The 12,849-nt window shown below is 27.8% G+C and carries 12 protein-coding genes; 11 read left to right on the forward strand and 1 reads right to left on the reverse strand.

Annotation, left to right across the window (positions count from 1 at the left end):
- Positions 1-41 precede the first annotated feature (41 nt).
- The 6 genes from ATH_RS01600 (at position 42) to ATH_RS01625 (ending at position 6,334) form a co-directional block, all read left to right on the forward strand.
- The gene (locus ATH_RS01600) at positions 42-824 is read left to right on the forward strand and encodes an ABC transporter permease (protein ID WP_066182811.1); all 783 of its coding nucleotides are present in this window, start codon (positions 42-44) and stop codon (positions 822-824) included.
- The gene (locus ATH_RS01605) at positions 812-1,552 is read left to right on the forward strand and encodes an ABC transporter ATP-binding protein (RefSeq protein WP_066182813.1); all 741 of its coding nucleotides are present in this window, start codon (positions 812-814) and stop codon (positions 1,550-1,552) included. The genes ATH_RS01600 and ATH_RS01605 overlap by 13 nt, the downstream gene beginning before the upstream one ends.
- Positions 1,549-2,781: an NnrS family protein gene (locus ATH_RS01610; RefSeq protein WP_066182815.1), complete on the forward strand. Its 1,233-nt coding sequence runs from the start codon at positions 1,549-1,551 to the stop codon at positions 2,779-2,781. The genes ATH_RS01605 and ATH_RS01610 overlap by 4 nt, the downstream gene beginning before the upstream one ends.
- 19 nt (positions 2,782-2,800) lie before the next feature.
- Positions 2,801-3,769: an ABC transporter substrate-binding protein gene (locus ATH_RS01615; protein WP_066182820.1), complete on the forward strand. Its 969-nt coding sequence runs from the start codon at positions 2,801-2,803 to the stop codon at positions 3,767-3,769.
- Between the two features lie 91 nt (positions 3,770-3,860).
- Entirely contained in the window at positions 3,861-5,924 is a 2,064-nt protein-coding gene (locus ATH_RS01620; protein ID WP_066182822.1) for a TonB-dependent receptor plug domain-containing protein, read from the forward strand.
- A gap of 8 nt (positions 5,925-5,932) precedes the next feature.
- Positions 5,933-6,334: a hypothetical protein gene (locus ATH_RS01625; protein WP_066182824.1), complete on the forward strand. Its 402-nt coding sequence runs from the start codon at positions 5,933-5,935 to the stop codon at positions 6,332-6,334.
- A 35-nt stretch (positions 6,335-6,369) separates the two neighbouring features.
- Here ATH_RS01625 and ATH_RS01630 read toward each other — a convergent pair whose 3' ends face one another.
- A complete protein-coding gene (locus tag ATH_RS01630) occupies positions 6,370-7,128 on the reverse strand; it encodes an alpha/beta fold hydrolase (RefSeq protein WP_066182825.1) in 759 nt (252 codons plus the stop codon).
- Between the two features lie 206 nt (positions 7,129-7,334).
- On the opposite strand from ATH_RS01630, the gene rpsL reads away from it, so the two are divergent.
- The 5 genes from rpsL to ATH_RS01655 all read left to right on the forward strand — a co-directional run bounded on the left by rpsL (position 7,335) and on the right by ATH_RS01655 (position 12,837).
- Positions 7,335-7,718 carry a 30S ribosomal protein S12 gene (gene rpsL / locus ATH_RS01635; protein ID WP_066182828.1) on the forward strand — a complete coding sequence of 128 codons (384 nt, stop codon included), beginning with the start codon at positions 7,335-7,337 and terminating at the stop codon, positions 7,716-7,718.
- A gap of 15 nt (positions 7,719-7,733) precedes the next feature.
- A complete protein-coding gene (rpsG, locus tag ATH_RS01640) occupies positions 7,734-8,201 on the forward strand; it encodes a 30S ribosomal protein S7 (protein WP_066182832.1) in 468 nt (155 codons plus the stop codon).
- Between the two features lie 11 nt (positions 8,202-8,212).
- The gene (gene fusA, locus ATH_RS01645; protein ID WP_066182834.1) at positions 8,213-10,321 is read left to right on the forward strand and encodes an elongation factor G; all 2,109 of its coding nucleotides are present in this window, start codon (positions 8,213-8,215) and stop codon (positions 10,319-10,321) included.
- Between the two features lie 117 nt (positions 10,322-10,438).
- Positions 10,439-11,308 carry an NAD(+)/NADH kinase gene (locus tag ATH_RS01650; protein WP_066185214.1) on the forward strand — a complete coding sequence of 290 codons (870 nt, stop codon included), beginning with the start codon at positions 10,439-10,441 and terminating at the stop codon, positions 11,306-11,308.
- Positions 11,305-12,837 (forward strand): AAA family ATPase, encoded by a 1,533-nt coding sequence (locus tag ATH_RS01655; protein WP_066182839.1) that lies wholly within the window; start codon positions 11,305-11,307, stop codon positions 12,835-12,837. The genes ATH_RS01650 and ATH_RS01655 overlap by 4 nt, the downstream gene beginning before the upstream one ends.
- Positions 12,838-12,849: the final 12 nt, after the last annotated feature.

The following is a 12,849-nucleotide window of genomic DNA, read 5'->3' on the forward strand; positions in this document are numbered from 1 at the left end:
TTTAAATATAATTCAGAAAATATTTAAAATTGGAAAACAATATGAAACTTTTTTTAAAAATAGTTAAAGACTTCCCCTCTTATCTTTGGAGTTCTTGGGGTTCTATTGCATCTATATTTTTGTTTTTGGCTTTTTGGGATTTTGGTCATCAAATCTATGGTGATTTAATTCTTCCAAGCCCAAAAGATACATTTACTTCATTAATTGCTATTTTGCAAGATCAAAATATGCAAAGTGAAATATTAATAACAATAAAAAGAGCATTAATAGGATTTGGAATATCTATTTTAATAGGATCCTTTTTAGGGCTTTTAGCAGGACTTTTTATAACAGCATCAGTTATGAGTAGACCAATAGTTACAATTCTTTTTGGTATGCCACCAATTGCATGGATTGTTTTAGCAATGATTTGGTTTGGAATGAGTGATACAACAGTTATTTTCACAGTTTTTATAGCATCTTTTCCTATTGTTTTTGTTGGAGCTTTAGAAGGAACGAGAACTTTAGAAGGAAAACTAAAAGAGATGGCAGATAGTTTTTATTTACCTTTTTCAATGAAACTTTTTGACCTATATCTTCCACATATTTTTTCATATATTTTTCCAGCATTTATAAGTGCTTTAGGAATGTCTTGGAAAATAGTTGTTATGGCTGAACTATTATCTACAAGTGATGGATTAGGAGCTTCTTTAGCAGTTGCAAGAAGTCAGCTTGAAACTTCAACAGCTTTAGCACTTGTAACAATAATGATTGCAAGTTTATTGCTTATTGAATATTTGATTTTTGAACCAATAAAAAGGGAGATTGAAGCATGGAGAGATTAGAAGTAAAAGAGTTAAATTTTTCTTTTGGCTTTAAAGAGATATTAAAAGATATAAATTTTAGTTTAGAAAAAGGAGAAGTTGTATCGATAGTTGGACCAAGTGGTGGAGGGAAAACAACACTTCTTCATATTTGTTCTAAGCTTCTTAAAGTTGATGATGGATTTATTAAAAATAGTTTTAAATCTAGCTCATTTGCTTTTCAAGAACCAAGGCTCCTTCCTTGGAAAAATGTTATTGATAATATAGCTTTAGGACTTCGTGCAAAAAATATTTCATATAAAGAGTCAATAAATAGATCAAAGAATATAGCTTTAGAATTTGGATTAGATGAAGAAGATTTTGAGAAATTTCCAAAAGATTTAAGTGGTGGAATGAAACAAAGAGTATCTTTTGCTAGAGCTTTAGTTGTAAATCCAAGTTTGCTTTTTTTAGATGAACCATTTTCAGCTCTTGATATTGGTTTAAAAAAAGAGTTACAAAATCTTCTTATAAAAGAGATAGAAGAAAAAAATTTAACAGTTTTATTTATAACTCATGATTTAATGGAAGCAATAAAACTAAGTAATAAAATAATTGTATTAAAAGCAGAACCAGTTGGGCATATTTCAACTATATTTACAATAAATAGACCTAGATTAACAAGAGATGATGAATTTGTTTATAATGAAACTGCAAAATTCCTAAAAGATAGAGAAATTATTAGTAGTTTTGAATTGGAGATAAAATGATAGAACAAGAAAAGCAATATAGCTCAAGACATTACTCTTATTATCCAAAAGGTGAGTTTCCTATATATTTAGCTTATGGATTTAGAGCTATTTTTTTGATTTTAGCACCATATATTGTAATAAATATTATACTTTGGGCATTTTTATTTGCTGGATATATTAATTTACCAATAGATAATATCTTAAATTGGCATATATATGAGATGATTTTTGGAGTTGGAAGTGCAATGATTGTTGCTTTCTTTCTTACAGGTTTGCCTGAATTGTTTCCATCAACTACTCCAATTGTTGGAAGAAAATTAGCATATATTATAATATTGTGGATTTTAGGACGAATATCTTTTTGGTTTATGGATTATTTAGGAGTTTTTATTGTAGCAATTTTAAATATCTCTTTGCTAATTTATATCTCATATCTTGCGGTCATTCCAGCTTTTAAAGACCCAAACAAAAAGCATATTTCTTTAGTTTATGCAATGGCATTGATTGTTTTCTCACAAATAGCTTTCTTTTTGAGTGTTGCAGAACTTATAAAAATTGATTCATATAAAATATTACTTCTATCTTTGGTATTTTTCTTAGTACTTATTTTACTCGCTTTAAGACGAGTAAGTATGGAATCAATAAATCAGCTACTTGAACAAGAAAAGATAGATGATATATTTTTAGCAAAATCTTTTAGATATAACCTTGCTATATTTTGCTTACTTTTATATGGTTTTGTAGAGTTCTTATTTCCAGAAAATAGTGTTTTAGCTTATATTTCTTTTGCTTGTGGAGCATCTATTTTAGGGATAATAAATGATTTTTTATTAAAAGATAATAGAATTATATTTAAGCCTTTTGTGCTATATATTATATCAATTATGATACTTACAGCTCTTGGATTTTTCTTTTTAGGATTTAATTATCTTTTTGAACTTGGATTTACAAATCACTTTAGACACTTTTTAACAACAGGAAGTTTTGGAATGGTATTTTATGTAATTATGATAATAGTTTCAACAATACACACAGGAAGAGATATTTTCACAAATTGGGCATTAAACTTAGGACTTTTTTTAATAGTTTTATCAACATTTATAAGAGCATTTATTCCATATTATTATGAATATATGATTTTAGCTTATATATTATCTTCAATATTATGGGCTATTCCATTTGTAATATATATGAAAATATTTTTCCCATTTTTATTAAATGTTAGAGTAGATGGCTTAAAAGGTTAAATTAAACAAAGGATAGTAGATGAAATATTTTTTATTAATAATATTATTTTGTGCAAATGTTTTTGCAAAAGATGAAAGCAAAATTATAATAGCTGGACCAATAGCAAGTGTTTCACACCCAATTTTACATATGGTTCAAGAAAATGTTTTAAAAGAGTTTGGAAAAGAGTTAGAGTTTAAACTATGGAATAATCCAGATGAATTAAGAGCAATAATTCTAAAAAAAGAGGCTGATTTTATAGCACTTCCTACAAATGTTGCGGCAAATTTGTACAATAAAGGAGTAGATTTAAAGTTATTATCTGTTTCTATTTGGGGAATTTTAGAACTGCTTAGTAGAGATAAAAACTTAAAAACAATAGAAGATTTTAAAAATAAAGAGATAATCGTACCTTTTAGAGCTGATATGCCTGATATTATTCTTCAAGCTTTGATAAGAAAAGCTGGTTTTGATCCAAAAAAAGATTTTAAATTAAAATATCTAGCTACTCCTGTTGATGCTATGCAAATGATGATATTAAGAAGAGCAGAACATGTTTTATTAGCAGAACCTGCTGTATCAATAGCTTTGAGAAAATCAATTTCTTTCCCTGTAAAAATTCTTGCACCTGATATTTTTAGAAGTATAAATCTTCAAGAAGAGTGGGGAAGACTATATAATATTGAATCAAAAATACCACAAGCTGGATTAGCATATATTGGAGATACAAAAGGGAAAGAAGAACTTATAAATAAAGTTCTAAAAGAGTATGAAAAAGCCATTTATTGGTATAAAACAAATAAAAAAGATGCAAGTTTACTTGTATCAAAAAGATTAACAATGCTAGATAAAGATGGATTAGAAGATTCAATAGATTTTGTAAGATTTGAATATATAGATTCTGAAAATAGTAAAAATGATTTGGAGTTCTTTTTTAAAGTATTATTAGAAAATGATCCAAAGCTTATTGGTGGAAAGTTGCCAGATGAAGGTTTTTACTATAAATAGATAATTTTTTTTAATAGTATTGATATAAGTCAATACTATTATCTTTTATATATATTATGATTATAATTATCATTTTTATAAAGGAAGAAAATTGAAAAAAAGAATCATAGTTTCTGTTATTGCATCAATCTTAATACAAAATCTAAGTGCAAATGATACAAAAATAGAAGAGGTTAAAATCACAACTGCAACAAAAACTGAAAAAAATATAGATGGTGTTAGTGCATCTGTTATAGTAATTACAAAAGAAGATATTGAAAAGATATCTGCTTCAAATCTAAAAGATATTTTAGATAAAGTCCCATCAATAAATTCACAATTTGGAAGATTCCCACATCCTAGCTCTGTATCAAAATCTGCTATATCTATTCGTGGAGTTGGAGTAAATGGAACTTTGATTTTATTAGATGGAAAAAGATTAAGTGGTGAAACAGAATCTCCATATGAAATGACAAGAATACCAGCTTCTATGATTGAAAGAATAGAAATAGTAAAAGGTTCTATGAGTACACTTTATGGAAGTGATGCTATTGGTGGAGTAATAAATATAATTACAAAAAAAGATTCAGAAGATATAAATCAAACTACTTTAGATATGAAATATGGCTCAAATGCTTATAATGAAGCTAGAGAAAAAAATATAAATCTTTTAACTTTGGGAAATATAAATGGATTTAAATATAAAGCTTTTGCTTCAAGTATTGAAACATCTTCATATAAAAAAGATAAAAAATATACTCAAAAAGCTATAAATCCACAAAATGGAACACCTATTCAAACTCATCCACAAAACGGTAAGAGTGGAGTTTTGGCTACTACTTATGGAGATGAATCGACAATAAATAGTTTTGGACTTGGACTTGAGAAAAATCTTAAAGATAATCTTACATTTGGAATAGATTTAAACTATTTTAAAGAAGATAGAAGTGGAAAATACTTAGGTGGCTCACAAGCAAATGGTATCTCTGGAATGGTTTTAAATACTCCTGTTGAGTCTAAAGATGATAATAGAAGAGTTGATTTTCAAGCATTTGCAAAATATAATTTTAGTGATGAATTATCTACAAATTTAAGATATTATGAATCATATTATAAGAAACGAAATGAAACAAAACCAATAAACTTTGCAGGACCTATAAATAAAAAATTTAGTGCAAATGTAAAAATTGAAGATGTAGAATCAACTACAACTTATGCTTTAAATAATGCAAATTTATTTACTTTTGGTTTAAATTATAGAAAAGAGACAAGAGATAGTGCAGCAATAAATCCAAATCCACAATCAAGCGAATTTATTGAAAAGGTTATAGAGTACAAATCTATATATTTACAAGATGAAATAGAGTTAAATGATAGTTTAAATGCAACAATTGGGGCAAGATATGATGATATTTCAAATGCAGATAGTAAAACTACATTTCAAGCAGGACTTGTACAAAAACTAGGTGAAAATACAAGAGTAAGAGCAAATTATGCAAGTGGATATAGAGCACCTGATGTAGCAGAGCTTTATGTTGTTGCACCACTATTTAAAGATGGAAAAAGATATGGAGCTGGGGTTATGAATAATTTTAAAACAAGCTCTTATGATTTAAAACCAGAAAAATCAGATACATTTGAAATAGCACTTGCAAATAATTTTAATAACTTTAATTCTGAAATAGTATTATTTAAAACAGTAGTAAAAGATAAAATTGAAATAGTATCTTATGGTGCAGGAGCAGGTAAATATTATACTTCTGAGAATTTAGAGAAAGTAAATATTAATGGTGTTGAAGTAAATTTAGATTATAAATTTAATAATACTTTTGATACTTCTCTTAACTTTACTTATCTTGATACAGAAGATAAAAGTACAAATAAAGAGCTAGTGTATACTCCAAATTTATCAGCAAGTTTAAATTTAAACTACAAGGTTTTAGATAATTTATCTTCAAATATTATTCTAAGATATATTGGAAAACAGTATGATGATAAAGAAAACAAAGAGAAATTAGATGATTATATGATAGTTGATTTAGCTTTAAATTATGAGATAAATAAAATATTTACACTTTATGGTGGAATTGATAATATATTCAACAAAAAAGTTGATGAAAGAGTTGATGTAAATGTAGGTTCATATTATTTTGCTGGTATTAAAGCAAAATTCTAAGGTTTTATATGTATGAATTTATAAAAACTATACATTTGCTTACAGTTATTTTATTTGTAGGAACAGTGTTTTTTAGAACTTTTGTTTTGTTTAAATTAAATAAATATTTTGAAAGTAAGCAGAGTTTAAATATACAAAAGATTTTAGGGAAAGAAGCACGAAGAATTATTGGAATCAACAATATAATATTGATTCTAACTGGATTTTATCTATTTTATACATTTTATTTACAAAGTGCTTCAATAGTTTTAAAGTCTAAAATGATTTTAGGATTAATTTTAGTAATTATTTTTTATATGCTTCCAAAAATATTGGAAAAAATTGGTGCAAATTTAAGAGTTTCTCTATCTTTACACTATATATATTTTTTATTATTAATTTTAGTAATTATATTTTCACAATATATCTAAGAGTAAGAAAATATCTTACTCTTAGATAATAAAATTTATTTACACCAATTCTCAATTGTAGAAGCGAAAAGTACAGGAGATTCAATCATTGGATAGTGACCAGAATCTTCAAACTCTAATATCTCTATATTAAAATTATTTTCAAAATATTTTAATACTTCATTTTTTGAGAAAACTTTAAAATCATGTTTCCCTGTAATTATCTTTATTGGAGCATTTGTTGAAAAATCATTTAAAGATGAATCAAAATATATGTTTAAATACATATCCATATAAGAAACTCTTGCTTCAAGTTTAGATGAATTGTAAGCTTGTTTTATACGATATTTTTTCCAAGATTCATTATATCTTTGACTAGATTGTTCTACAATTTCTTCAATTTTCCCACTATTGTTTCTCATTTGAAATATTAAATTCTCTTTTGCTTTGATTGTACTTTTTACACCTATATAGGAAATTGGGTTTATTAAGATAAGTTTTTTTACTCTTAAATCTTTATTTGTTATATGTTGAGCAATCATCGTTGACATAGAGTGTGCAAGTAGGATATAACTATTTATTCCTAAATTTGATACTAAATTAATAATATCATTTACAGCTTCATCTAAAGTATAATTGCCATTTATCTCTTTTGATAAACCATATCCTCTTAAATCAACCATAAAACAGCTAAACTCTTCTTGATTAAAATATTGTAAACAATTATCATAATTTGAGCAATCGCCCATCAACTCATGTAAAAATATAATATTTTTTTTGCCTGAACCAAATTTTTTGTAAGATAAAAACTTCATATTTCTCCTAGATTTTTTTATGAAATCTTAATAAAAGAATATTAAACTAAAGTAAGCTTTAAAGATATTTCTGTATAATGCAAAACTTTTTTAGAAAACACTACAAGGTTTCCTAGAATGGTAGTATCGCTTCAAAATATTTTGGAGATTACGAGAAGCATGGGTAGGGCTATAGCTACTCAAACCAAATTTAATAAAGGAAAGAAATGCCTACAATTAATCAGCTTATTAGAAAAGAGCGAAAAAAAGTGATTGAAAATTCTAAATCACCAGCACTTAAAAATTGTCCTCAAAGAAGAGGAGTATGTACTAGAGTTTATACAACAACTCCAAAAAAACCTAACTCGGCTTTAAGAAAAGTTGCAAAAGTTAGATTAACTACTGGAATCGAAGTTATTTCATACATCGGTGGAGAAGGACATAACCTTCAAGAGCACTCAATCGTGCTTGTAAGAGGGGGAAGAGTTAAGGATTTACCTGGGGTTAAATACCACATTGTAAGAGGTGCTTTAGATAGTGCTGGAGTAAATAACAGAACAGTATCTAGATCTAAATATGGTACAAAAAGACCAAAAGCAGCAAAAAAATAAGTAGAAGGATAAAAAATGAGAAGAAGAAAAGCTCCAGTTAGAGAGGTAATGGCTGATCCTATCTATAATAGTAAAGTTATTACGAAATTTGTAAATGCAGTTATGCTTGATGGTAAAAAATCAGTTGCAGAGAAAATATTATATGGTGCAATTGATAACCTTGATAAAAGAGGTGAAGATAAAGGTATTGAACTTTTTGAAAAAGCTATAGAAAATGTTAAACCACTTTTAGAAGTTAGATCTAGAAGAGTTGGTGGAGCTACATATCAAGTTCCGGTTGAAGTAAGAGCAGTAAGAAGACAAACATTAGCTCTAAGATGGATTATTGAAGCTTCAAGAAAAAGAAATGAAAGAACTATGGTAGAAAGACTTGCTAACGAATTATTCGAAGCAGCAAACGAAAGAGGAGCATCTTTTAAGAAAAAAGAAGATGTACATAGAATGGCAGAGGCTAATAAAGCATTTGCACACTACAGATGGTAGGAAAATAAATTATGGCAAGAAAAATACCACTAAATAGAGTTAGAAATATAGGAATTGCTGCTCATATTGATGCAGGAAAAACAACAAGTACAGAAAGAATTCTTTTCTATACAGGAATTTCTCATAAAATAGGTGAAACTCACGAAGGTACAGCAACAATGGACTGGATGGAGCAAGAGCAAGAAAGAGGTATTACAATTACTTCTGCTGCTACAACTTGTTTCTGGAATCACCCAAAAACTAATGAGCAATTACAAATAAATATTATTGATACTCCAGGGCACGTTGACTTTACTATTGAAGTTGAAAGATCAATGAGAGTTCTTGATGGTGCTGTTGCGGTGTTCTGTTCAGTTGGTGGAGTTCAACCTCAATCTGAAACTGTTTGGAGACAAGCAAACAAATATGGAGTACCTAGAATTATCTATGTAAATAAAATGGATAGAACAGGTGCAAACTTTTTAAATGTTATGAACCAAGTAAGAGATAGATTAAAAGCTAATCCAGTTCCACTTCAAATTCCAATTGGAGCAGAAGATCAATTTAGAGGAATGGTTGATTTAGTAAAAATGAAAGCTTATACATACACTCTTGATGCACAAGCTGGTGAAATGTATAAAGTTGAAGAAATTCCAGCTGATTTAGTTGATATTGCTGCTGAATATAGAGAGAAACTTGTTGAAGCTGCTGCTGAGTCAAGTGAAGAGTTAATGGATAAATATCTTGGTGGTGAAGAGCTAAGCGAAGAAGAGATTACATCTGGAATTAAAAAAAGATGTTTAGCAATGGAAATTACTCCAATGGTTTGTGGAACATCATTTAAAAACAAAGGTATTCAACCACTTCTTGATGCTGTTGCTATGTATTTACCAGCTCCAACTGAAGTTGCTGATATGAATGGTGAAACTCAAGATGGAGATTCTGTAACAGTTGCTTCAAGTGATAAAGGTGAAGTTGCAGCTTTAGCATTTAAAGTAATGACTGACCCATTTGTTGGACAATTAACATTTACAAGAGTATATAGAGGAGTTTTAGAATCTGGAACTTATGTTATGAACTCTACAAAAATGAAAAAAGAGAGAATTGGAAGACTTCTTAAAATGCATGCAAACTCAAGAGAAGAGATTAAAGAGCTTTATGCAGGAGAAATTGGAGCTGTTGTTGGTCTTAAAGATACAATTACAGGTGATACATTAGCAAGTGAAAAAGATCCAGTTATTCTAGAAAGAATGGATTTCCCAGATCCAGTTATTTCTGTTGCAGTTGAGCCAAAAACAAAAGCTGACCAAGAAAAAATGGGAATTGCTTTAGGAAAATTAGCAGAAGAAGATCCATCATTTAGAGTTGCAACAGATGAAGAGTCTGGACAAACTATTATTTCAGGAATGGGTGAATTACACCTTGAAATTCTTGTAGATAGAATGAAAAGAGAATTCAAAGTTGAAGCAGAAGTTGGTGCTCCACAAGTTGCTTATAGAGAAACTATTAGAAATGCTGTTAAACAAGAGTACAAATATGCAAAACAATCTGGAGGTAAAGGACAATATGGTCACGTTTACTTAGAGATTAAACCAATGGAAGCTGGAAGTGAGCCTACATTCAAATTCAAAAACGAAATCAAAGGAGGGGTTGTTCCAAAAGAGTATGTACCTGCTGTTGAAAAAGGTTGTTTTGAAGCAATGCAAGGTGGTATTCTAGCTGGTTATCCAATGGTTGATATTGAAGTTACACTTTATGATGGAAGTTACCACGAAGTGGATTCATCTGAAATGGCATTTAAATTAGCTGCTTCAATGGGGTTCAAACAAGGTTGTAGAAGTGCAGCTGCAGGTGCAGTATTACTTGAGCCTATTATGAAAGTTGAAATTGAAACTCCAGAAGAGTACATGGGAGATGTTATTGGTGATTGTAATAAAAGAAGAGGACAAGTTCAATCTATGGATGATAGAGCAGGTATCAAATTAGTAACTGCTATGATTCCACTTTCTGAACTATTTGGATACTCAACAGATTTAAGATCTATGTCGCAAGGTAGAGCAACATATTCAATGTTATTTGATGCTTACCAAGAGGTTCCAAGAAATGTATCTGAAGAGATTATGAAAAAAAGAAACGGATAATTTTATTATTTAATTCTTTAAAAAAGGGGATGTGCTTTGCATGTTCCCTTTTTTTATTAGATTTATATAAGAGATTATATACAATATATTTTATATAAGTTTACAAAAAGAGGACAATTGAGAGTAGAAAAAAATTGCAAACAACTAGAAAAAATCAAAAACATAGGAATAGTATTAAAACCTAATAGTCCAGAATTAAAGAATACTTTTTTGGATATAAAGAAACTATTCTTAAAAAACAATATAAATATTATATTAGAAGAAAAATCTGCAAATATGATAGGTGAATTTGGAAGAGATTTTGATGATTTATGTAAGGAAGCTGATTTTTTAATAAGTGTTGGTGGAGATGGTACACTTTTAGGAGTTGCAAGAAAAGCATTTTTATATGATTTACCAGTTTTAGGTATAAATTTAGGTACTTTAGGATTTTTAACAGATTTAAATATTGATGATTTGGAAGATTTTATTAAAGATTTATTGACAAAAGATTATAAGATAAGTCCAAGGATGATTATTGAAGGTAAGATAGAAAATAAGAACTTTATAGCTTTTAATGACATTGTAATTTCAAGAAAAAATCTTTCAAGTATGCTTGAAATAAGTGCAAAAATAGATAAAAAACCATTTAATAAGTATTTTGGAGATGGATTAATTGTTTGTACTCCAAGTGGTTCAACTGCATATAATTTATCTGTTGGTGGACCAATAGTTTATCCTCTTACAAATGCTTTTATAATAACTCCAATAGCTCCACACTCTTTAACACAAAGACCAATAGTTGTACCAGCTGATTTTGAAATAGAGTTTAAAGTACCTTTTGATGAAGCAACAATTATAGTTGATGGACAAGAGTTTTATGAATTAAAAAAAGGTGAATATATAAGTATAAAAATTGCAAAAAAACAGGCAAAAATGCTTCATAGAACAAGTAGAGATTTTTTTGAAGTATTAAGCGAAAAATTAAGATGGGGTAATTTAATTTGATAAATAGAATATATATTAAGAATTGTTTGAGTTTTAAAGAAGTTGAACTAGAGTTTAATAGAGGATTAAATATTTTTACAGGTCCAAGTGGAGCTGGTAAATCTATTTTGATGCAAGAATTTTTAGCACTTTTTGGATTAAATGAGATAAAAAGTGAGATGGCTGAACTAACAATTAATAATTCAAAAATAAAGAATGAAGAGTTTGATATTAGTTTTGAAGAGGACATTACTTTAAAAAGTATTAAAAAAGATAAAACAAGATATTTTTTAAATAGTCAAACAATATCAAAAAGATCTTTAGCAGATATTTCAGTTTCTCTTATAAAATACTTAAGTTTAAAAGATACAAGTGATTTCAAAAGTGAAGTATTAATAGAATTTATGGATAGATATGCAAGTAAGAATTTTACAGGATTTACTAGTTTAAAAAATGACTTTGATGCAAAATATAAAGAATTTGTAGAAGTGAGAAAAAAATTAGAAAAGTTAAGAGAAGATGAAAAAAATCTTGAAGATTTAAAAGAGTTTGCAAAATTTGAAATTTCTAAGATAGAAGAAGTAAATCCAAAACTTGGCGAATATGAAGAGTTAAATAATTTGAAAAAATCTCTTGCAAAAAAAGAAAAAATTGAACAAGCAAGTAAAAAAGCATCACAAATTTTTGAAAGTACAAGTGCTGTAAATGAGTTGTTGGAAGTTTTAGAGCAAGATAGTAGTTTTTTTGATGAAGCAATTAATGAATTAAATAATATTTTAGAGAAATCAAATGATACTTTAAGCGAATTAGAAGATATAAATATAGAAGAAACTTTAACAAGAATAGAGCAAATATCTTTTTTGATTAAAAAGTTTGGTTCAATAGAAGAGACTATTTTATATAAAGAACAAAAACAAAAAGAGTTAGATTCATACAATAATATTAGTTTTGAAAAAGATGATTTAGAAAAAAGATATAAAGAACTTTTTGAATATGTAAGTAATCTAGCTAATATGCTTACAAAATTTAGAAATCAAAGTAGAATTACACTTGAAAAAGGTGTAAATGAGTATTTGGAATTTTTATATTTAAATAGTGCAACTATTGATTTAGGAATAAAAGACTTGGATTCTCAAGGATTAGATTATATAGATTTTAAATTAAATGGTGTATCTTTGCAAACGATTAGCTCAGGTGAATATAATAGATTAAGATTAGCACTTTTAAGTGCAATAGCAAAACTAGATATTGATGAAAATGGAATACTTTTCTTAGATGAGATAGATGCAAATTTAAGTGGAAAAGAGAGTGAAGCAATAGCAAAAGTTTTAATAAGTTTAAGTAAAAATTACCAAATATTTGCAATATCTCATCAAATACAGCTAACTTCAAGTGCAGATCAGCATTTTTTAGTAGAAAAGAATAATGATATATCAACTGTAAGAGAGTTGAAAAAAGATGAAAAGATAATTGAAATAGCAAGAATGATAAGTGGTGAAAATGTTACAAAAGAGGCATTGAGTTTTGCTAAAAATTTAATAAAAGAATAAAAACTATTTTTA

The sequence above is a fragment of the Aliarcobacter thereius LMG 24486 genome (genome assembly GCF_004214815.1).
Lineage (GTDB): Bacteria > Campylobacterota > Campylobacteria > Campylobacterales > Arcobacteraceae > Aliarcobacter > Aliarcobacter thereius.